Raw genomic sequence first — 21,640 nt, 5'->3', positions numbered from 1 at the left:
AAAATGGACAAAATCATTTTCTATACAAATTCTAAAATTGCTCATTTATATTTCTGGAAATGTATTGAGCAGGTCCATGATGCGTTTGAAAATTGTTCCATAATGATTTATATTGACAAAGATGCAAGAAGCTTACCAAAAGAATTTTTTTTAAACTCTTTTATAAAAAAAATAGACAGTAAATTCAGTAACTTAAAAGCCAATCCTTTTGAGTTGGTAGATTTAAATTTAAAAGCTGAAAAATTAAAAAACATTTGTATAACTGATAAACTTGATGACTTAGAAAAAAGTGAATGGATAATCTTAGAAAATAAACCATTTAAAAATAAGTTTAATGACTTTGCTAAAAATGGTTTTTTGCTTTTAGATTTAAATTACAACCTATTAAAGCATAATACGCTTAATGAAAAATTAATGATGTTGAGTATTGTTAAACTCGACCAAATATCTAAAAATTGTAAAGAGGTTTTCAAAGTGAATTTAAAATGCGAAATAGGAATAAATAACAATATCAATAAAATATTACTTAATTATTCAATATTTCTTGTAAAATTTTTAAAAAATTCCAATAGCTTTTCAAAAAAGAGAGTTTATAAAACATCAAGTTTTAAATTAACTTTTAAATCACGCATTTTCAATAAATTTAAGTTTTTGTTCTATTACTTCAATTTAATGCTAAAAATTTTTTTAAGGAAGTTAAAAAAGCAACAATTAAATTGGAAAATTGGCATAAAAAAAAATGGTGTAATAAAATTTCTAGAACAACCTAAAAATTCATTTTGGGCAGATCCATTTATTGTTATAGGAGAAAATGGTAATTCATTTGTTTATTTTGAAGAATTAAAAAATGACAGTTTAGGAAAAATATCTTGTGTTGAAATAAATTCCAAATTTGAAATAGTAGACAAACAGGATATTATTAATACCAATTATCATTTATCTTTTCCTAACGTCTTTTTAATAGATGGTAACTATTATATGATTCCAGAAAGTAGTCAAAACAGCACCTTGCAACTATATAAATGTACTAAATTACCATTTCAATGGGAGTTTAAGTTGAATTTAATGGAAAACATCAAATTATTGGACGCCACATGGATTCACCATGATGGTCTATATTGGATTTTTGCTAATAAAATTGAGGATTTTGAATACGACAATAATGAAAAATTATATCTGTATTATTCTGATGACTTATTTTCAAATAAATGGAAATCTCATATTAAAAACCCTATTGTAACTGATGCCTCCCTAGCAAGAAATGCAGGTAATTTTATTTTAAACAATGGCAAGCTAATTAGACCATCTCAAAATTGTTTTAATGGCTATGGCAAAAATGTTGTGATGAATGAGGTTAAAGTATTGAACACAGAAGATTATATTGAAGAAAAAATTAAAGAATTATTTCCTGTTAAGGGTGCTGTTGGTGCTCATACCATCAACAGTCATGAAGATCTTTGCGTCATGGATTTTTTGGTAAAAGAATAAATCTAAGTTTAATAAAAAATTTCATTTTGAGTAAAATAGATTCTAATCATGATGTCAAGAAAAATTAAATTATTATATATTACCAATCAAATTTGTGGCTCTGGGGGTTTAGAACGTGTATTGTCTGTTAAAGCAAGCTATTTAGCTGAAAAACTAAATTATCAGATTCACATCATTACCCTAAACCAAGGGGATACACCTTTATTTTACGACTTTAGTAATCAATTAATATATCATGATCTTACGGTAAAAGGTTCTAAACTCAATTACTTTTTAACTTATAGAAAAGGATTAAAAAAAATAATCAATAACGTAAAACCTGATATTATTTCTGTATGTGATGATGGCTTAAAAGGCTTACTCCTACCAGTTATCATTGGAAAGCCTTGCCCAATGGTTTATGAACGCCATGTTTCAAAAAACATAGAGGTGAAATCTGATGAAATATCATTACTTCAAAAAATAAAGTTAAAAATCACATTTGCACTAATGAATTTTGGCGCAAAGTCATATGATACTTTTGTGGTGCTCACCAAAGGAAACCTAAACGAATGGCCATTAGAGAACATTCAGGTCATTTCAAATCCACTTTCCTTCTACCCTAATGAGTCCGCTGAGTTAAAGAACAAAAAAGCCATTGCGGTTGGAAAACATTGTAGACAAAAAGGATTTGACAGGTTATTACAAAGTTGGAAATTGGTCTTAAGCAAATTTCCTGATTGGGATTTGGAAATTTATGGAACTATTGACAAATTGGAAGGATTATCTGAGTTGGCCAAGTCACTTAACATAGATAAAAACGTCCATTTTTTCCCTCCTGTAAAAAATATTGGAGAAAAATACAAAGACGCTTCTATTTACATCATGTCATCCAGATATGAAGGTTTCGGAATGGTTTTAACAGAAGCCATGTCTTATGGAGTCCCCTGTGTGTCTTTTGATTGTCCCTATGGCCCATCCGATATTATTTCAAATGGAATAGATGGTTATCTCGTGCCAAATGGCGATATTAACACCCTAAGTCAGAGAGTAATGGAACTTATAGACGATATAGCTTTGCGTCAAAACATGGGAACAAAAGCCAAAAAGAATGTAATGAGATTTTCACATGAAGCTATAGTTTTGCAGTGGGATATTTTATTTAAAAAACTAATTTGTTAGCGTTGTGAAAATAGTTTTTATCATAGATCAGGTTTATAGGCATGGTGGCATTGAAAGAGTGCTTTCCATTAAAGCAAACTATTTATCTAAATTAAAAAACTTTGACATTCATATTATTACAACAGAACAAAAGAACAATGAATCTTGTTATTCCTTTAATGATTTAATTAAATTCAAAGACTTAAACATAAACTATCACAGAAACAAATCATATTTTCATCCAAAAAATTTAATTAAAGTCCCTAGTCATATACTAAAAATAAACGCTGCCTTAAAAACGATTAACCCCAATACAGTGGTGGTTTGTAGTCATAGTGTTGATACGTATTTTTTACCTTTTATTAGAAAAAAGATTCCAAAAATCAAGGAATTCCACTATTCTAAATTTATAGAAGTGGATAAAAGAACAAACCAAACCAGTTTCTTTAAAAAACTGTTTTTTAAGTTTGCTGATTTCGTGGAATCCAAATATGATAAATTAGTGATTTTAAATAGAGATGAAGCGCACTATTATAAATCTAATAATATAAAAATAATACCAAATCCTCTTACTTTTTATCCAGAGAATGTTTCTCCATTGCAAAATCCTAAAGTTATTTCGGCCGGAAGGATAGCACCCGTAAAGCGCTTTGATACCTTGATAGATATTTGGGAGTTAGTTTATAAAAAAAACCAACAATGGCAGCTACATATTTATGGCAATGGTGAACCAGATTATATAGAATTTCTTCAATCTAAAATAAAAGAAAAAAAATTGTCTGATCATGTCTTTCTTAAAGGTGCTACAAGCGATATACAGAATAAAATGTTACATTCATCGCTTTTTGTAATGACTTCTGATAATGAATGCTTTCCTTTGGTATTGCTGGAAGCACAAGCTTGTGGCTTACCAATTATTTCTTTTGACTGTCCAAATGGGCCAAGAAACATAATAAAAGCAGATGCCGGAAAATTGATTATGATGCAAGATGTTATTGGTTTTTCTGAATCTATTTTAAACATGATATCTAATCCTGATGAGCTTAATAAATATGGTAGTAATGCAAGGAGACATGCACAAGAGTTTAAAGTAGAGTCAATCATGGAACTATGGATACAACTTTTTAAAGAATTAAATCATTAATTAAGATGAAACAATTGCTATTCGGGCTTTATAAATTATTTTTAATGCCACATCTTATTCTTTATTGGGTTAGTAAGAATAAAAATACCATCAATGAGGATTTAAATCGTTGGTCTGAAGAAAAAAAAATAAAAAAAAGCAACATTGGGTTACTACTTCACTTTTTAACGCATTCAAAAGATTTTAGAACTGTTTTTTATTTTAGGATAAACTCTCCTCTTAAGCATGTATTAAATATATATTGTAGAAAAGAAAATAATTTTACAATTGACATGAACACTAAATTAGGCGGAGGCATAGTCACTGGTCATCCTTATTGTACGGTTTTAAATGCCATAAGTATAGGCAAAAATTTTTATGTGAACCATTTGGTGACAATAGGGGAAATTGAAGGTAAAAAGCCTACCATAGGAGATAATGTATCGGTATATACCGGAGCAATCATCATTGGTGATATCACAATAGGTAATAATTGCCAAATTGGTGCAGGATCCGTAGTCACCAAAAGCATTCCAGATAATTGTGTGGTGGTTGGCAACCCTGCAAGAATCATAAAACAAAACGGAAAACGAATTAAAGCTAATATGTAAGCAAATGTTTGATTTTATTCCAGTAAAAAATTATTTTGACATCTACATAAACTTTTGTCTGTTTATGGTGTTATTTACCATATTACATACCTATGCCTTAAGACTAGAGGATACAAAGAACATCAAGTTTATTAAAGTGGCTGGGTATATTCTGTTGGTTAGTTTGATTTTTTATTTAGGCATGCGTCCCATAAGTGGAGTGTTTGGTGATACAGTTAATTACAATTATGCTTTTAAAAAATACCAATTAGGAGGAAAAATTGGTAATGAATCCGATTATTATTGGCATGTGTTTATGAAAATCATGTCTCATTTAGTTACCATCCATGTGTTTTTTACTATTTGTACGTTTTTGTACATCTATCCAATGTATCGCCTTTCAAAAACAGTGTTCAATAAATATTGGTATTATGCCTTTATGATGTTTGTGGTGTCCTTTTCGTTTTACACCTACGCGGTCAATGGTGTACGCAATGGTGCCGCCTTATCCTTGTTTCTTTGGGGGCTTTGCTATCGGGACAAAAAAATTATCATGGGCCTGTTTTTCTTGGTGGCAACCTTATTTCACAAATCAGCATTATTACCCATACTAGCCTATCTTGCTACGCTTTTTTATAACAATCCAAAAGTGTATTTTAAAGGCTGGCTGGCTTGTATCCCACTATCCTTGATTATGGGTTCAGTCTGGATTACACTCTTTACAAGTTTAGGCTTTGGCGATGATCGGCTTACGGGATACTTAACAGGTGAAGCAAGTGCCGACACATTCTCCAGTACCGGATTCCGTTGGGATTTTTTATTTTACAGTGCCTTTCCTGTTTTTGCGGGTTGGTATTTTATTTTTAAAAAGAAGTTCAATGATACGTTTTATAATCAACTGCTGAATACTTATTTAATTTGTAATGGGTTTTGGATTTTGGTCATCCGTGCCAGTTTTTCAAATCGGTTTGCCTACTTGTCCTGGTTTATGATGGCCATTGTCATCATATACCCCATGCTAAAACAGCAATTCTTTAAAAATCAGCACATCCTGATAGGTAGAGTTATCTTATTGTATTTTGGTTTCACATACGCCATGTTTTATGTTTATTACTACAAATAACCCTTTTTGATGAAAAAATTAACCGTATTTACTCCAACATTCAATAGGGCCTTTTGCTTGCCAACATTATACAACAGTTTGGTCAATCAAACCAATACAGGTTTTAAATGGCTCATTATTGATGATGGTTCCACCGATGGCACCAAAGATCTTGTGGATTCCTGGATTTCAGAGGGGCGCATAGAGATTCAATACCAGTATCAAAAAAACCAAGGCATGCATGGTGCTCACAATACGGCGTATGCATTGATTGAAACCGAATTGAATGTGTGTATAGACTCCGACGACTTTATGCCCGATGATGCCGTCGCTAATATTTTAAAGATATGGGCAGACAGGGATCCCAATGAAAATTTAGCAGGCATTATTGGTTTAGATGCTTTCAAAGACGGGCATATTGTGGAAAGAATTCCAGATAAATTTAAATATGCCACCTTATCAGAACTGGAAATTGAAAACCAAATAAAAGGAGATAAAAAAGTGGTGTTGCGTACCGAGGTGGTCAAGGAGTTCCCACCCTATCCTATTTATAAAAATGAACGTTTGGTGCCATTGGGAACGCTTTATTTGATGATAGACCAAAAATATAAGTATATCTGCTCCAATCAAGTGTTTTGTATCATTGAATATTTAGAGGATGGCTCATCCAACAACATTTTAAAACAATACAAAAAAAGTCCCAATGGGTTTTTATACTCTAGAGTTGTTGAAATGACCTATTCAAAAAGTTTTTATTATACATTTACTCGGGCCATGCATTATATTTCATCCTGTATGTTTTTGAAAAAATGGTTTTTTAATTCAGGAAACCCTAAAAAAGGAATCACCCTATTGGCATTGCCCTTTGGTGTTGGGCTTCACTGCTATATCCTATATAAAATAAGAAAATGAAGGTACTTCAATTAATAAATAGTTTAGCTACTGGCGGCGCTGAAAAATTGGTTCTTGACACGGTACCGTTATTAAATGAAAAAGGTATTAAAACCGATTTGGCCGTCTTGAACGGAACAGATCATCCTTTTTTGTTAGCATTAAAAAAACAGAATTGTTGCACTATTATTTCCTTAGGAAAGGGAAGTTTGTATAATCCCTTGTTGATTTTTAAAATTATCAGGTTCTTTAAACAATATGATGTGATCCACGTTCATATCTTCCCGGCATTGTATTGGGTAGCCCTTGCAAAAATGATTAGCCTTTCAAATATTAAATTGGTTTATACGGAACACAGTACATCAAACCATAGAAGACATAATTTGTTTTATAAAATGATTGACCGGATCATGTATTCAAATTACTCAAAAATTATTACCATTTCACCAGAAGTGGATTTTAATATTAAAAAGCATTTGGATTTTGATACTAATCAGTTTGAACTCATACAAAACGGTATCAATTTAGAACTTATTAAACAGGTCAAACCCCTCTCAAAAGAGATTTTTTTCCCCCATTTAAAGGGCCATTTAAATATCTTGATACAAGTGGCTTCCTTTAGATATCCCAAAGATCAAAAAACACTTATCAAATCCCTAACACACTTAGATGACACAATCACCTTATTACTTGTTGGTGACGGGCCATTGCGAGCCGAGTGTGAAGCGTATGCAAAATCATTGGGACTCTCAAACCGAGTGGCCTTTTTGGGCATTAGAATGGATGTAACAGCCTTGTTAAAAACGGCTGATATAGTTGTGCTGTCATCACGGCATGAGGGGCTTTCACTGTCGTCTATTGAAGGCATGGCATCCGGAAGACCGTTTATGGCTTCAGACGCACCTGGATTGGGAGAACTGGTCAGGCATGCTGGCATTTTGTTTCCCATACAAGATGATGTAGAACTGGCAACCCAAATAAATAAATTATTAACAGACAAATCATATTACGATACAACTGTTTACAATTGTTTAAAAAAAGCAGAAGCATACAGTATTGATAGCACTATAGATAAGTTAATAAAAGTATATAAAACCCTATAGAACCATGAAATATCCATTAGTGAAATTTTAAAACTACCAAAAATCATTATTTTGAATATTGCATTTGACCAATGAAAAACAATAAAAATTAACAGATGAAATACCTGATCCGCTTAGATGATGCCTGTGAGACCATGAATTTAAAAAACTGGTTAAAGATTGAAGCAATTTTTGATGCTTATCATGTAAAACCGCTTGTTGCTGTCATTCCAAACAATGAGGATTCTGGTCAGTTAATAGACCCATACAATGAAAAGTTTTGGGATTGGGTCAAGCAACTGGAACAAAAAGGTTGGAATATAGGATTGCACGGTTACAACCATGTGTATGTTACCAAAGATGGTGGCATTAACCCCATTCAAAAACGGTCTGAGTTTGCAGGCCTTCCGCTAAAGGATCAGCAAGAAAAAATTAAAAATGGTATTTTAAAAATGGCTGCTAAAGGGTTTCACCCCAGCATATTTGTGGCTCCCAGCCATACCTTTGACCTAAACACCTTGGAGGCTTTAAAAAGTAAAAGCAACATTAGAATCATTTCAGATACCATGGCCCTATTTCCTTATAAAAAACACGGTTTTACCTTTATTCCACAACAAATAGGTGCCGTGAGAAGTATATGGTTACCTGGACTCTTTACCTTTTGTTACCATCCCAACACAATGTGTGATGAAGATTTTGAACATTTAGACAGATTCCTATCAAAAAACCATACAAAGTTTACTTCGTTTAACGAATTAAATTTAAAACAGGTTAAACCTAAAACATGGTTTGATAAGCTATTGTCTTTTGCCTATTTTAAGTTTAGAAAATTGTTTAGATAATATTTTATTCCCAGTACGTGCCCCACTCCAAATCTTTAGCATAATCTTTAAATACGAAATAACCACCACTTGGCGTAAAGGTATATTCTCCAAAATAAATGTTGTTGTTTACCGAATATAGATCCATTCGAACAAAATCAAAGGGTTGTGATAATTTTTTTACTACCTCAATCATCTCATTAAAATTTTTTGGTTTTTTAATTTTAGAACTATCAGCAATCATGTTAGATGAAAATGGATATTCGATATTCTGCCATTTTTCATCAAAATATGCCGCTTTTAAATCAACAAATCTATCTACAAATACCCCTAAATAAATTTTATTTTTAAAACAATAAAACTTATAGTCTTTAGGTACCTTGCCTTGTTGGTCTAAAAGTAATTCTTCAACTAAAAGTCTGGCTTTGATGTTTTTATAATGTAGCTCCATACCAATTAAGTGATATTTTGTATTTAGCCATTTATCGGTAATTTGTTTTAACGTCTCAAAACTATATTCCGATTTGTCTTTTACTATTAAGTTAAAGCCACTACCATGATTAGCCTTGATAACAAAACGGTTGGGCAGTTGGTCATAAATAGCTTTGGTAAGCGATTCCATTTTAAATAACAGGGGCACCAAATAGTCTTCACCAATTATATCAGAAACATGTTTTCTAACTGCTATCTTATCAGAGAAACGGGTCATTTTCTCAGTATAATCAAACCGTCTTTTGGCCATGCGCTCATTATGTGTTTTTGGGTTTTTAAAATTTGGCGTATAGCCTAAGTTGGCCTTAAAGCGGTTTTTAACATAAATTTCAGGATTGATTGTTGCTAAAGCAACTTTGGCACTGTACCATAAAAAAGATTTCATTTTCTAAAAGATTTATTTAATATTCCGTATTCAAATACACGCCTTTTAATTATAAGATACCTAACAATAAAAAAGCAATTGTAAAAGTGATGTGCTATTAGATAAATCAGGGAAAATAACCAAATAAAATGGTCTTTATTGAAAACTCATTTTACCTAATTAGGAAGGGAACTCAAATATATCAAAAAAGCTCGATTACACAAAATAATCGAGCTTTTAATTGTAATTTTCTGACAATTATATTATTGCCAACTAAAAACTAATTGTTACAGGTGTTACCTGATATATTAATATTAACGCCATCTGTTGAGCTTTGGTACACACATTGCCTAGTAGCAGGAACTGATATGTTGTTATTTGCAACGGTTAGATTACTGCAACCGCTTTGTATTTCAACACCATGATTACTGCTTGAATGAATGACATTATTAGATACAGAAACCCTATCAACGCTTACCAATGACACATATTCTGAATCATTTCCTGTAAAATTAATACCATTTGATCGTTCAAATGTCACTTTATTGTTATGCAGTAAATTATTTTTAACGTTTATGACGTAATTGGCACTGTCAGCACCAGTATTAACCATCACGAAATTGATAGACTCTCTATCTACATCGGTAATGTCATTATCATAGATGTTATAATTATCCAGAGAAGTTACATTGGCAAAAATACCGTAACTTCCAGATCTGTTACTACTTAATTTATTTCCGTAAATATTGATGTTTTTACTGGTTTTGGGTAAAATACCAATGGCAAAATCACTAATGACATTGTCAAATATTTCAGTATCACGTTGGTACACGGCAATACCCGTATTGTAACCAGAAATGGTATTTCCTGAAACCACATTGTTAAACGTGGTTAATGAATCTGGGTGTCCAGTCACAATACCAGTTCCGCTAGTACTAGTTGGTCTAGAAATGGTGTTTCCTATAATTTTTACGTCTGAAGCATCCCCTATGGCGATTCCTTTTTCGGTAGTGTTATTACTTATAGTCGTTTTTTCACCAATGGCCACAATAAAGGCACCATATTTACTGCCTTTTTCTATATTGTTACTAATGGTGATGTCATAGGCTTTTTCGTAATAAATATACTGACCGTTTTCTTTTCCTCTAACAGCTTCCACATCAATAGCCCAACCAGGTCTTACACCTAAAGAGTTTGGATTATCAGCACCCGCATTTAAAAAGGTGTTGCCATCCACCAAAATATTAAACCCATCGGTGATGGACATATTGTTGCGTCGGTTATTATCAAACACACAATTGGTAATTCGTATGTTATTAGAAGGTATATAATTTGATTGAAACGTAAAATTTAAACTATTGATATCAATTCCATCTCCAGTTCCATTCTTCATTGTGACACCATCAATATCAACGTTATCTCCTCCGTGAATCATGATGACATGGCCCGAGTTACCGGTTGTTTGGCTATCATCGTGTTTATCGCGATCTCCAAATAAGTTACCACCTTCTACCCTAACATTAGAGGCATTTCTAATGGCCAACAACACATAATCATTTTGAGCATTGGGTTGTACTCTTAAAAATGTATTGTCGGTCATAATTAAGTTAAAATCAGACGGCACATTGATAGCTTCTACACTGGGATAATAATTTTGGTTTGAGGTGGTACTGGTTACTTTTGAAACTTCAAAATAAGCATCCAGTTTATCAATTTTAAAGGTATTGACTCCTAAGTCTTTTGCTTGCAACATCATAGATTCCAAAATGTTACGGTTGTTAAGTGCTATCTCCGAGGTGGTAACGCCTTCCACAATGCCCCAGCGCTGTGGGTCAAATTCAAACGTAGGATCCTTAAGTTGCGGTGTGGAACCGCTAAGTGATACGCTGGCGTTTAATAATTCACCAGAAATCACTGAGTTGTCCGCAAAATTAAGAGTACCATTGATAATATCGCCTCCTTCATATACAATAGTCACATTAGGAGGCAGATTAACGGTTTGGCCTTGTAAATCCAATACGCAGTCAATCACAACAGTGTCGCCGGATTGCACCCCATCCAGCGTGAAATCGCAAGGAGTTGAAGCATCCACAACGGGGTCAACAGTATCTTCTGGTGGCGTAGTACCATCAGTGTTTGTAGAATCAGTTGGGGTGGTCGTATCCACTGGGGTATTAACCGCTGGATCCACAAAAACTTCTTCTTTGTTACAGGATAAAAATGTAGCTACTAAGGCTAAGACAATCAGCATAGGTTTAAAAACAGTCTTCATAAAGTTCTCAATTTGGGGAGGGGTTATTGATATTGGGTACAATGTTAAAAAATTAATTTAAAATTATCGCTAAAGTGATTTGTTTTTTCGATGAAATACAATTTGAATATCCAAAAAAAATCGTTTAAAAGTAATTTTGTATCGATAAAAGTGTTTTTAATTTAATAATTATGGTTATATACGCCAAAATGAGACTCTTGGATGTTTTAATTTTGAAATGCAAAAATAAAAGGAATAATCAACTTACAATCAAATTGTTAATAACTTGTAATAACTCAAAAAAAAATAATAATAGACTGACACAAAGTATAATAGTTGATTGGATTTTAATAATTAAAAACTATAAAGATGATCGTATGACTAGTAAATAAACTTAATAATAATCAATTTGACTATTTTTTTGTTCCATTCATATAAATAAATTTAAATTAGCTATTTTGACGCAAATTAACATGAAACTGAGCATTATTATTCCACTGTACAATTCTGAAAAATTTATTTCAAAGTGTATAGAAAGTCTTTTGAACCAAAATACACCTTATGATAATTACGAACTAATTGTCGTTAATGATGGCTCTACCGATGGTAGTGAGAAAATTGTGCGCTCATTTTGTGAAGCATACAAGAATATTACTTTGATTAACCAGGATAATATGGGAAATGGAGCTGCTCGCAACACTGGTGTGGCATCTGCTAAAGGGGACTACTTGTATTTTATTGATTCTGATGACTATCTATCAAAAAATATTTTGAATAATTTACTGGAAGTCTTAGAGTTATATGATCTGGATATGTTGGGCTTTGACTCTCAAGTGGTGACTAATTCAGATTTTGATACAGCCAAACCAATTACACTAAATCCAAAAGGTCACCAACCCATTAAAGGCATCCAGTTCATAAAGGAAAGCAACTATAAAGCCGAAGTTTGGTGGTATTTTGTAAAAAAATCATTTTTTAAAGACAGCGGTATAAAATTTTATGACAGAAAGTTTGTGCAAGATTCTTATGTAACAACAACATTGCTGCTTAAATCAAACAGCTTTTTGTACCTGCCTATTGATGCGCACCGATACAGAAAACACAACAATTCAATCACTAAAAACCAATCAAGGAAACACATATCAAAACACATAAACGATATGTTTTTTGCTATTGAAAAATTGTCAGACTTAACAAATGGGATTACGGATAAAGATTGCTTAAAGAGGTTGAAGTCTAGACAAGAAAGCTACCTTTTCTTTTTATTGATGAGATTTCCAAAATCCAATGTGTCATTTACGCAATTAAATGGTTTTGTAAAAAAAGCGAAAGCGCTTCAAGTATATCCGTTGAAAAACTTTATTGGGGATGATTATAATGGTATAAGGTACAGGGTTCTGACCTTTATTATCAACAAAAAAATAGCATTGATTCTTTTTATGTTGATATTAAGAATTAAGCATAAGTGCTTTAATAAATAACATGTTATATATGTTAATAATCTTAGGAGGCATGACGATTATGGTGACCATTTATCATATTAAAGATATCTTCATAAGGCAAATCCATATAATCGCAAAATTCTTTGATGGTAATGGGCTGGTGTGAAGATTTACCATGAGCGTCCTTGATGGTTCTGACTAACTGACAGGAATGGGTATAACTTTTGCCTAAAATGATGGCGATTTCTTTCGGGTAAATACAATATCGATACATAAATTAAAATACAATTGGTGTTTTTTAAACACGGTTCTTATAGTTTTAAAATCGCCTTTCATAAAGTTATAATTAGTTGATAAATCAAAAATAAGCAACTATTAAAATGCTATGAAAAGAAGCCAAATGAGTTATTAAAAATGTTGTTAACAATTTTGGTGTTTAGTTAGGCAAACAAATAAAATAGAATCATTAAAAATTCTGTCTATCAATTTGTTATAAAGTAAAAAAAAAGGCATATTCACACAGTTATAATAGTATTTTTATCAAAACAAGAGCTATTTGAGGCTCCACCTTGATTTTATCAAGCCAAACTATATAATCTAAAAAAATAAAATCTAACCTCTCACAACTAGCTATTCACCATCTACACCACCCACCTACCGTCATTGCGAGCAAAGCGAAGCAATCTAGAATCTGGTGACCTAAAGCATAACCACTCACTCCTCACAACCCCCGTCATTACGAAGGAGAAACGACTGAAGTAATCTCTGTAGAGAAGCCTCCAAACAAACAGACTGCCACTCCGCAGGCGTCTCGCAGTGACGAATACCTTAAAATTACGTGAACTAATCCATGGTCTAAAAATCTAATCATCTAACAATCTAAAAAGTCTAACTTTTCACCATTCACCACGTGTCAGTTCGAGTGATTTTCGATAGAAAAATGTATCGAGAACAATTACGGTTTAAATTTTTTCTTTGAAAGATTTGCTAGCATTTCAAACTCATTATTAATCAGGGCCTCTATTTTTGCCTTTGACCATTTCTTAATTTGCTTTTCTGTTTCAATTGCTTTTGTTGGCTCCGTAAATTCAGCATAAAAAACCAATGAAACCGGTCTTCTTGAATGGGTATAGCTATCTTTGTGTTTGCCAGAGTTATGTTCAATGACTCTTTTATCGAGATTTGAGGTGATTCCTGTGTAATAGGTGTTATCTGAACATTTTAAGATATAAACGTAATATGTTTTCATACATTAAATATAAAATACTTCTCGATACAAATTTGTTCGCTAACGCTTCACAAATCCACTCGAAGTGACAATCAGTGCATCTTTGTCAGTTCGAGTCATTCAAAGCAGGAAAATTGTATCAAGAACATTTATAACCGAATAAACGTAAAACAAGAAAAATGTCAGTTCGAGTGATTTTCGACAGAAAATTGTATCGAGAACCATTCACCTATCACACCTGCCCACCCACTCGTCATTGCGAGCAAAGCGAAGCAATCTCGTCAAACTTCAGCTCACTATCCACTTTTCACCTTTCACCACGTGTCAGTTCGAGTGATTTACGAAGAAAATAGTATCGAGAACAGTCATAAACACATCAACGCATAAACGCATAAACGAAAAACAACATAATGCTAGTTCAGCAAGGCAATCTTTAAAACCGCCAAAGGCTAGCAGCCAACAGCTAACAGCCATCCACCATTCACGACTCACTTTTCACAACTTGTCATCTCGAATAAAATCCTTGAAACGAATTTCGCATTGAGAGCCACTCAAAGTGACAATGAGTGTCAAAGCGATCAAGTAATAATCACCCTAAAATGACTGGAAGGCTATTTCAGGAAGGTACAATTCCTTATCCAACAGCATAGATGCTTCATAGATACTCCATAGATACTGTATGGATAAAGTATGGGACTGTTAAATATACAGAACCTATACAATCTATAAAATAGTATAGATAGTATAAAAAACTGCAAAAACTACAATACTGTTAATAAAATAGATAGTACTAAAAATCCAATCATTTTAAACTAAAACAGCTAGTTAATACTAAAAGCAGAAAAACAAACACCAACAGTTTTAACCCTTATATACTTTTGAAAGGTCATTCAGTGATAGGTAAAATCTAAAGGAGCTCATTTAGAATTTAAACCATCCTGTTTACAAAAACGATTAATAGTAACCGAGTCTTAAAAAAATAGTAAAGACTCATAAAAACAACAAACCATGGCAAAGTTAAAAAGCCTTATCAAAATTGAAGGAACCCTGGATGGAATGACCTTCTACAAAGGAAAAGACGGTTATTTGGTACGTACCAAAGGAGGTGTATCAAAAAACCGCATTGAAAATGACCCAGCATTCATCCGGACCCGTGAAAATGGCTCAGAGTTTGGACACATAGCCAAAAGCGGAAAAGTGTTCAGGCAAGCCCTTACACCCATGCTAGCGGATGTAAAAGACCGAACCCTGACGGCACGCATGATGAAAATCCTGTCACAAATTAAAAATACCGACAGTACCTCTGTAAGGGGAAGCAGGCAGGTTGGAATTGGCTTAACAACACCTGAGGGCAAATCCATTTTAAAAGAATTTGATTTTAACAGCAACGCCAAGTTAAAAGGCGTGCTTTTGGCCGATTACCAATTGAACACTACAACAGGTGAGGTGACCATTACTGATTTTAACCCCATGCAACAAATGAATGCTCCTGGTGGAGCTACCCATGTAAGCTTCAGTTCTGGGATTTTAAATCTCGATTTTGTTACAGGTGAAAAAGACGTACAGATAAGCCCTGAGGTCAATCTACCAATAAATGGGAGCCTGGTAGATGTAACAATGACACCCCCTGCCCTGCCAACTGGAACAGGTCAAAACCTGTTTATTATGAAAATGACCTTCTATCAGGAAATCAATGGGGTACAGTACATGTTAAACAATGGCACATTTAACGTACTGCATATCGTGGAAATTCTTTGATCAATAGCCTGAGTAGATCACAAAGGCCTTAACCAAGCAACACGTAAGCAATTAGGTTAGGGCTTTGCTTTTTTAAACAATTATTTTGAAATTGAATCTAGGGAAAGCTTATGCAGGGCATTTATAAATTCCAAATATTAAAAATAATCTAACAATCTGACAATCTAATAGTCTAAAAATCTAATAGTCTAACGGATCTAACTGTCAAACAATCCATCCACTCGTCATTGCGAGCAAAGCGAAGCAATCTAGAATCTGGCGACCTTTAAAGTATAACCTTTCATACCTAACCATCCATCTACCGTCATTGCTAGCAAAGCGAAGCAATCTTTAAAACCACCAACAACCAACGGCGAAAACCCAATAGCTAACAGCCAGCCACCATTCATCCAAAAAAAAGGTATTAAGAAGACTTTATAATTGGCTAATCATTTCCTTTTCTATATTTGTCTAAAAATGCTTACTAACCAAATCTCAAATGACATCCAAAAAGAAACTCATTCGCGTCACAACGGTTCCTAGCTCACTTATAGGGCTACTATCAGGGCAATTAACCTTCATGAAACGTTACTATGAGGTTATTGGAATTACCTCACCCAACGAATATGATTTTTTAAAGAAATTCACAGATGCCGAAGAAATTGAAGTTATCCCTGTTGAAATGACCAGAAAAATTACGCCCTTAAAAGACTTTCTGGCCCTTATAAGATTGTATAAAATATTTAGAAGCGAAAAACCATTTATCGTTCACTCACATACACCCAAAGCGGGCACCTTGAGCATGTTGGCCGCAAAACTGGCTGGTGTGCCTCATAGACTTCACACCATTGCTGGATTGCCGCTATTGGAGGCCAAGGGCCTTAAAAGAATTTTATTGAATCAAGTTGAAAAGATAACCTACGCTTGTGCTACCAAAATCTATCCAAACTCTTTTGGCCTTAAGGACATTATCTTAGAGGAAAAGTTCACCAATACAAACAAAATAAAAGTGATAGGTAACGGCAGTTCCAATGGAATTGACACCTCTTTTTTTGAGAGTGATTTAATAAGCTCTCAAGAAAAGAATGCCTTAAAACAACACTTAGGCTTGACCAACAAGGATTTTGTTTTTGTCTTTATTGGCAGGTTGGTGACCGATAAGGGTATTAATGAGCTCATTAAGGCTTTTGTTGAAATAAACAAAAGGCATCCTCATACAAAATTGTTATTGGTTGGGGGGTATGAAACCGTTTTGGATCCCATTAGTGCCTACTCGATGGAGACCATTAAAACTCACAAAAACATTGTGCCCGTTGGATGGCAAGATGATGTGAGACCGTATTTTGCCATTTCACATGCTTTGGTATTTCCAAGTTATAGAGAAGGATTTCCCAATGTGGTGCTGCAGGCCGGTGCCATGAAATTGCCTTGTATTGTCTCTAACATCAATGGTTGCAATGAAATTATTTCAGACAACGTGAACGGATTTATCATCCCGGTCAAGAATACCGAGTCCTTGATAATCCATATGGAGCGTTTATATGCTATGAACCCAGAAGATCTTCACATAATGGGAGAAAAATCCAGGGAAATGATTATTTCTAAATTTGAACGTAAATTCGTTTGGGATTGCTTGTTAAATGAATACCAACAAATTGAAAACAAACTTGAACCCAATTTTAAAACGACTATCTAAATATCTATCAAGAATGTATGCACGTGTTTTTAAACGACTTATTGATTTTATGGCTGCCTTAGTAGGATTAATCATGTTATCGCCTATCATCATAATAACCATTATATGGCTGGCCATTGCCAACAAGGGAAAACCGTTTTTCATTCACCAAAGGCCCGGTAAAAATGAAAAGATCTTTAATTTGATCAAGTTCAAGACCATGAATGACAAAAAAGATGAACAGGGTGAGTTTTTGCCTTTTGACCAACGTGTGACCAAAGTTGGTGCAATCATTAGAAAATATTCCTTGGATGAAATCCTGCAATTAATTAATGTCTTAAAAGGAGACATGAGCTTGATAGGACCTCGTCCCTTGTTGGTTCAATATCTCCCACTTTATAACGAGACCCAAAAAAGACGCCACGAGGTCAAACCGGGTATCACAGGTTGGGCACAGGTAAATGGCAGAAACACTATTTTATGGGTAAAAAAATTTGAGTATGATGTTTGGTATGTTGACCATGTATCGTTTATGCTCGATTTAAAAATATTATTGTTGACCATAAAAAAGGTATTGATTAAAGAGGGTGTCAATAACTCTGAAAGTTTGAATATGACTACGTTTACAGGTGGTGAAAACGAATAAAAATGACTAGAAAAGAAGGTATAGGATCCTATTTTCATGACGAGGACCCAAAAAAAATGAGGTCACTGGCCGCTCCCTTGCGGTTGAATTATAACTTGTACTATACAGGAAGACATGCCTTATTGAGCATTCTTAACAGCATTGCTAAAACAACAAAAATAAACACCATTTGGTTTCCCAATTATTATTGCCAACACACTTTGGCCTGGATTAAAAAAAGTTGTTCTGGTATAAAAACCTATGAAATCAACCCTTTTGAGTTTTCGAATGATACCATTGATATAGGGAGTTTTGCGGACAACAAAGACGTAGTATTGGTCAATAATTATTGGGGGTTAAGCTCTATGTCAATTAAAAATAAGCCCCAAAACGTGGTTGTTATTGAAGATCATTCCCATGGCTGGCTCAGTGAGGCCTGCTTAAACAGTCATGCCGATTATTGTTTTGTGTCCCTGAGAAAATCCTTGCCAATCCCATTAGGAGGTGTGGCATGGCAGCCCCACCTGGAGACTTCTAGCAAACAAGAGCTTGTTATAGAGGATCAAACCATGTATGGTATATGGAACGATATGTTACGGGGCATGCAATTAAAAACCCAATATATCAAAGGGACTAGCCCAAACAAGGATTATAACTATTTACCAGTGTTTTATAAAGTTGAAGAAGCCTTGAACAGTTACTTTGATTTTGCCAAAATGCTTAATGAACATAAAACAATTATAGAATCATTCATAAATGCAAACACCCTAAGCTATAAAGAGGAACATCTGGGCTATTTATATGAAAACATTAAAGACAACCAATATTTTAAGATTGTCAAAAAAAATAACAAGACGGCATTTGGCCTTCTTTTATTGTTTAAAGAAGAGGAAATCTTTAATTCGTTAAAGCAATACCTAGTGTCACAGGATATTTATCCTTCTACATTATGGCCCGATAATCAAGTGGCGTTTCAATGGCGCTATTTTTTGAATATTCATGTTGATTTTAGGTATAACATGGACGACATGAAACATATCATGCTAACCATACAAAACTGGTTGGAGGAAGAAACATAATTAAAAACTAAAAACCAATAATCCACATTATTTATGAAAATCCATTTTTTGGCAATAAACAGATTGCATTTTTTATGGAATTTTTTTCTGTTTCATAAAATCCCCCTTTGCTACAAACAACTGAAAAACAACCTTGACGGATCTGATGAAATCAATACCAGTTACAATACTGAAAAAAACATGGGTTCTGGCATACATGAAATTAGATTCATTCCTTCATATTTTGACCTAAAGTCCGCCGATTTAGATCCTAAGTACATTACAAAAAAATATTATAGGGTTGATAATTTTCTAATAAACCTAGTTGGTTATAAAACCGCCGAAGACTACATGAAAGATAGATTGGGACCTAAAAGCAGGTCACAATGGCGAAGAAGATTACATAGATTAGAAACATGTTTTAATATTGAATATAAATTTTATTATGGCAACATTTCCAAACAAGAATATGAATCGCTATATGCTACATTTGAATTATTTATTAAAAGAAGATTCAATCAAAGAGATCAAGATTTTTCGTTTAAAGATAAATGGGATATTATTAAAACCATTTCATATAAAAAGATTTTGGAAAAAAAAGCGTCTTTATTTGTTATTTATGCAGATGGGAAACCTATCGATATTTGTTTAAGCTATCATTATCAAAATATCATGCTTCATTTAATTCGATCATACGATATTGATTATTCCAAATTTTGGTTGGGACAAATTGATATGTTTAAACAAATAGAGTTTTGCTTTTCAAATAATTTCAAAATCTTTGATTTAATGTGGGGTGAACTAGAATATAAAAATCGCTGGTGCAATAAGAAAATAAAATATGAGCATCACATAACATATAATAAAAAGTCATTAACAAGTAAACTTTTAGTTATTATTATCTTAAAATTATATAGTATAAAAGATTTTTTTAAAAGAAAAGATAGTCTGAAATTCTTTGATAATCTTAAATACTTCATTAAGAATAAAACTAAAAATGAGAATATTTTGTATACAAATGAGACATTAACTGAAATTCCTGACAAAGAGAATTTAACCAAACTCAATCTAAATTTAGAAGCGTATTCGTATTTAAGAAAACCTGCTTATGATTTTCAATATCTTAATTTTGAGTCTTCGGAAAACCTAAAGGTTTTTAAAATTAATAATGAAAAAAACGCATTTATAATTAACGGACAAGCTAGTTGTGAAAAAATAATTTTTAGAAATTAACAAGCTTCTAACAGAATATATAAATATTAACGAGTAGTAAATTTATGGAAAATAATCCCTTTTTGTCAAAAACGTATGTGTCAACTTGGTTGAGGCATTTCAATGATTCTAATCCTTCCATATCTTTTGATTTTATAAAAAACATTACTTTTATTAAAGATAAAAAATTTCCAATCTATTTCAACACAGGTAAAAACCAAACAAACGGGCTTTCATATTCTTTAAATATTTTGGAGGCTGCTAATTTTAATAATAAGGTTTTGTTAATTATGGATGTTCCTGACTATATAGAAACATCCCCAATAATCAATACATCTTTAAAATTAAAAAAAGTAAGACAATATAAAGGGTACCTTGCTAACCTGAAGGGATTCAGTAATTATGAAGCTTATATTGGGAGAAATTTTAGTTCAAAAAGCAGGAGTAGAATTCTAAAATATAAAAAAAAATTAGAGTGTTGTTTTAATATTAAATATGAAACATATTTTGGAGAAAATATAACAAAATATGAATATGAACATATTTTTCAGCGTTTTAAGGAGCTACTGAAAAAACAGGAAGACGACAAACAAATTATTAACCAAGCATTGTTTCCTAAAAATTGGGAGTACTTGTATGAACTAATATTTCCAATGATACTTAAAAAAAAAGCAGCTTTAATAGTGATTTATGATGATAATGTGCCCATTTCTATCACACTATCTTACGTTGGAAAAAATATCTTTTCAAACTCCTTAATGACTTTTGATTCGGACTATTCAAAATTTCATGTGGGCCTAATTGATATTATAATGCGTTTTCAATTCTGCATTAAAGAAAAAATTAATTTATGTGATTTTTCAAAGGGTGATCATGATTATAAAATAAGGTGGGGAAATACAATATATAATTTTGAATACCATATTATTTATAACTCAAAATCAATAGTAAGTTTAATTACTGCCAGCATTGTTATTTTTAAATTTCGCATAATTCAGTTTTTAAGAGACATAAATATTCATACATTATTTCATAAAACCATATACTTTTTAAAAGGGCATAATAATCATATTAACAAAACTGAGACCTATAAAATAACAGCATTAAATGAAGTTGATAACAATTTAAAATTGAATGAAATTGATTTTAGAAATCCTAGATATTCTTTTTTAAAAGGCACAATTTATGATTTTTTATACACTTCTTCAGAGTCGATCAATGATATTAAAGTATTGTCTGTAAATGATAATTTAAAAGAAACTTTTTTAATTATTGGAAAACACCGAAAGGGAAAAATTGTTTCAAAAAATATTGAATAA

At 32.7% G+C, this 21,640-nt stretch carries 19 protein-coding genes; 15 read left to right on the top strand and 4 right to left on the bottom strand.

The genetic code is table 11. The features are described from left to right. The first annotated feature begins 3 nt into the window (after positions 1-3). The 8 genes from IEW94_RS12245 to IEW94_RS12210 all read left to right on the top strand — a co-directional run bounded on the left by IEW94_RS12245 (position 4) and on the right by IEW94_RS12210 (position 8,258). Positions 4-1,488: a glucosamine inositolphosphorylceramide transferase family protein gene (locus IEW94_RS12245; protein ID WP_188653446.1), complete on the top strand. Its 1,485-nt coding sequence runs from the start codon at positions 4-6 to the stop codon at positions 1,486-1,488. Positions 1,489-1,536: 48 nt separating this feature from the next. After that, positions 1,537-2,649 carry a glycosyltransferase family 4 protein gene (locus tag IEW94_RS12240; RefSeq protein WP_188653445.1) on the top strand — a complete coding sequence of 371 codons (1,113 nt, stop codon included), beginning with the start codon at positions 1,537-1,539 and terminating at the stop codon, positions 2,647-2,649. A gap of 4 nt (positions 2,650-2,653) precedes the next feature. Beyond that, positions 2,654-3,772 carry a glycosyltransferase family 4 protein gene (locus tag IEW94_RS12235; RefSeq protein WP_188653443.1) on the top strand — a complete coding sequence of 373 codons (1,119 nt, stop codon included), beginning with the start codon at positions 2,654-2,656 and terminating at the stop codon, positions 3,770-3,772. 272 nt (positions 3,773-4,044) lie between these two features. Beyond that, positions 4,045-4,362 (top strand): serine O-acetyltransferase, encoded by a 318-nt coding sequence (locus IEW94_RS16980; RefSeq protein ID WP_262890542.1) that lies wholly within the window; start codon positions 4,045-4,047, stop codon positions 4,360-4,362. Between the two features lie 64 nt (positions 4,363-4,426). After that, complete coding sequence (locus IEW94_RS12225) at positions 4,427-5,464, top strand: EpsG family protein (RefSeq protein WP_229669516.1); 1,038 nt, start codon at positions 4,427-4,429, stop codon at positions 5,462-5,464. A 9-nt stretch (positions 5,465-5,473) separates the two neighbouring features. Further along, the gene (locus IEW94_RS12220) at positions 5,474-6,355 is read left to right on the top strand and encodes a glycosyltransferase family 2 protein (RefSeq protein WP_188653437.1); all 882 of its coding nucleotides are present in this window, start codon (positions 5,474-5,476) and stop codon (positions 6,353-6,355) included. After that, positions 6,352-7,437, top strand: coding sequence for a glycosyltransferase (locus IEW94_RS12215; protein WP_188653435.1), 1,086 nt, complete (start codon positions 6,352-6,354; stop codon positions 7,435-7,437). The genes IEW94_RS12220 and IEW94_RS12215 overlap by 4 nt, the downstream gene beginning before the upstream one ends. Before the next feature lie 95 nt (positions 7,438-7,532). Continuing rightward, entirely contained in the window at positions 7,533-8,258 is a 726-nt protein-coding gene (locus IEW94_RS12210) for a DUF2334 domain-containing protein (RefSeq protein WP_188653433.1), read from the top strand. Positions 8,259-8,262: 4 nt separating this feature from the next. Here the strand turns inward: IEW94_RS12210 and IEW94_RS12205 are convergent, their stop codons facing one another. Both IEW94_RS12205 and IEW94_RS12200 read right to left on the bottom strand, forming a co-directional pair. Then, positions 8,263-9,114, bottom strand: a complete 852-nt coding sequence (locus IEW94_RS12205; RefSeq protein ID WP_188653431.1) for an ATP-grasp fold amidoligase family protein — start codon at positions 9,112-9,114, stop codon at positions 8,263-8,265. Between the two features lie 259 nt (positions 9,115-9,373). After that, a complete protein-coding gene (locus IEW94_RS12200; RefSeq protein ID WP_188653429.1) occupies positions 9,374-11,365 on the bottom strand; it encodes a right-handed parallel beta-helix repeat-containing protein in 1,992 nt (663 codons plus the stop codon). A gap of 452 nt (positions 11,366-11,817) precedes the next feature. On the opposite strand from IEW94_RS12200, the gene IEW94_RS12195 reads away from it, so the two are divergent. Further along, on the top strand, positions 11,818-12,825 hold the full coding sequence (locus IEW94_RS12195) for a glycosyltransferase family 2 protein (protein ID WP_188653427.1): 1,008 nt from the start codon (positions 11,818-11,820) through the stop codon (positions 12,823-12,825). Positions 12,826-12,847: 22 nt separating this feature from the next. Here the strand turns inward: IEW94_RS12195 and IEW94_RS12190 are convergent, their stop codons facing one another. Both IEW94_RS12190 and IEW94_RS12185 read right to left on the bottom strand, forming a co-directional pair. Then, on the bottom strand, positions 12,848-13,060 hold the full coding sequence (locus IEW94_RS12190; protein WP_188653425.1) for a hypothetical protein: 213 nt from the start codon (positions 13,058-13,060) through the stop codon (positions 12,848-12,850). Between the two features lie 681 nt (positions 13,061-13,741). After that, on the bottom strand, positions 13,742-14,035 hold the full coding sequence (locus tag IEW94_RS12185; protein ID WP_188653424.1) for a GIY-YIG nuclease family protein: 294 nt from the start codon (positions 14,033-14,035) through the stop codon (positions 13,742-13,744). A 987-nt stretch (positions 14,036-15,022) separates the two neighbouring features. Between IEW94_RS12185 and IEW94_RS12180 the strand changes: the two genes are divergently transcribed. The 6 genes from IEW94_RS12180 (at position 15,023) to IEW94_RS12155 (ending at position 21,640) form a co-directional block, all read left to right on the top strand. Continuing rightward, complete coding sequence (locus IEW94_RS12180; RefSeq protein ID WP_188653422.1) at positions 15,023-15,772, top strand: hypothetical protein; 750 nt, start codon at positions 15,023-15,025, stop codon at positions 15,770-15,772. A gap of 478 nt (positions 15,773-16,250) precedes the next feature. Continuing rightward, on the top strand, positions 16,251-17,447 hold the full coding sequence (locus IEW94_RS12175) for a glycosyltransferase family 4 protein (RefSeq protein ID WP_188653420.1): 1,197 nt from the start codon (positions 16,251-16,253) through the stop codon (positions 17,445-17,447). A 13-nt stretch (positions 17,448-17,460) separates the two neighbouring features. Next, the gene (locus IEW94_RS12170) at positions 17,461-18,072 is read left to right on the top strand and encodes a sugar transferase (protein ID WP_188653732.1); all 612 of its coding nucleotides are present in this window, start codon (positions 17,461-17,463) and stop codon (positions 18,070-18,072) included. A gap of 2 nt (positions 18,073-18,074) precedes the next feature. Continuing rightward, entirely contained in the window at positions 18,075-19,130 is a 1,056-nt protein-coding gene (locus tag IEW94_RS12165; protein ID WP_188653418.1) for a hypothetical protein, read from the top strand. A 180-nt stretch (positions 19,131-19,310) separates the two neighbouring features. Further along, positions 19,311-20,342 carry a GNAT family N-acetyltransferase gene (locus IEW94_RS12160; RefSeq protein WP_188653416.1) on the top strand — a complete coding sequence of 344 codons (1,032 nt, stop codon included), beginning with the start codon at positions 19,311-19,313 and terminating at the stop codon, positions 20,340-20,342. A gap of 89 nt (positions 20,343-20,431) precedes the next feature. Next, entirely contained in the window at positions 20,432-21,640 is a 1,209-nt protein-coding gene (locus tag IEW94_RS12155) for a GNAT family N-acetyltransferase (RefSeq protein ID WP_188653414.1), read from the top strand.

The sequence above is a fragment of the Yeosuana aromativorans genome, from assembly GCF_014646655.1.
Classification (GTDB): Bacteria; Bacteroidota; Bacteroidia; order Flavobacteriales; family Flavobacteriaceae; genus Yeosuana; species Yeosuana aromativorans.
This window is presented reverse-complemented; position numbering and strand designations above follow the sequence as displayed.

What these genes read in the sequence shown, in the direction of transcription:
- IEW94_RS12175 (WP_188653420.1), top strand. Translation starts at nt 16,251, where the DNA reads ATGACATCCAAAAAGAAACTCATTCGCGTCACAACGGTTCCTAGCTCA.
- IEW94_RS12225 (WP_229669516.1), top strand. Translation starts at nt 4,427, where the DNA reads ATGGTGTTATTTACCATATTACATACCTATGCCTTAAGACTAGAGGAT.
- IEW94_RS12185 (WP_188653424.1), bottom strand. Translation starts at nt 14,035, where the DNA reads ATGAAAACATATTACGTTTATATCTTAAAATGTTCAGATAACACCTAT.
- IEW94_RS12170 (WP_188653732.1), top strand. Translation starts at nt 17,461, where the DNA reads ATGTATGCACGTGTTTTTAAACGACTTATTGATTTTATGGCTGCCTTA.
- IEW94_RS12165 (WP_188653418.1), top strand. Translation starts at nt 18,075, where the DNA reads ATGACTAGAAAAGAAGGTATAGGATCCTATTTTCATGACGAGGACCCA.
- IEW94_RS12205 (WP_188653431.1), bottom strand. Translation starts at nt 9,114, where the DNA reads ATGAAATCTTTTTTATGGTACAGTGCCAAAGTTGCTTTAGCAACAATC.
- IEW94_RS12245 (WP_188653446.1), top strand. Translation starts at nt 4, where the DNA reads ATGGACAAAATCATTTTCTATACAAATTCTAAAATTGCTCATTTATAT.
- IEW94_RS12210 (WP_188653433.1), top strand. Translation starts at nt 7,533, where the DNA reads ATGAAATACCTGATCCGCTTAGATGATGCCTGTGAGACCATGAATTTA.
- IEW94_RS12180 (WP_188653422.1), top strand. Translation starts at nt 15,023, where the DNA reads ATGGCAAAGTTAAAAAGCCTTATCAAAATTGAAGGAACCCTGGATGGA.
- IEW94_RS12195 (WP_188653427.1), top strand. Translation starts at nt 11,818, where the DNA reads ATGAAACTGAGCATTATTATTCCACTGTACAATTCTGAAAAATTTATT.
- IEW94_RS12220 (WP_188653437.1), top strand. Translation starts at nt 5,474, where the DNA reads ATGAAAAAATTAACCGTATTTACTCCAACATTCAATAGGGCCTTTTGC.
- IEW94_RS12240 (WP_188653445.1), top strand. Translation starts at nt 1,537, where the DNA reads ATGATGTCAAGAAAAATTAAATTATTATATATTACCAATCAAATTTGT.
- IEW94_RS12215 (WP_188653435.1), top strand. Translation starts at nt 6,352, where the DNA reads ATGAAGGTACTTCAATTAATAAATAGTTTAGCTACTGGCGGCGCTGAA.
- IEW94_RS12200 (WP_188653429.1), bottom strand. Translation starts at nt 11,365, where the DNA reads ATGAAGACTGTTTTTAAACCTATGCTGATTGTCTTAGCCTTAGTAGCT.
- IEW94_RS12190 (WP_188653425.1), bottom strand. Translation starts at nt 13,060, where the DNA reads ATGTATCGATATTGTATTTACCCGAAAGAAATCGCCATCATTTTAGGC.
- IEW94_RS12160 (WP_188653416.1), top strand. Translation starts at nt 19,311, where the DNA reads ATGGGTTCTGGCATACATGAAATTAGATTCATTCCTTCATATTTTGAC.
- IEW94_RS16980 (WP_262890542.1), top strand. Translation starts at nt 4,045, where the DNA reads ATGAACACTAAATTAGGCGGAGGCATAGTCACTGGTCATCCTTATTGT.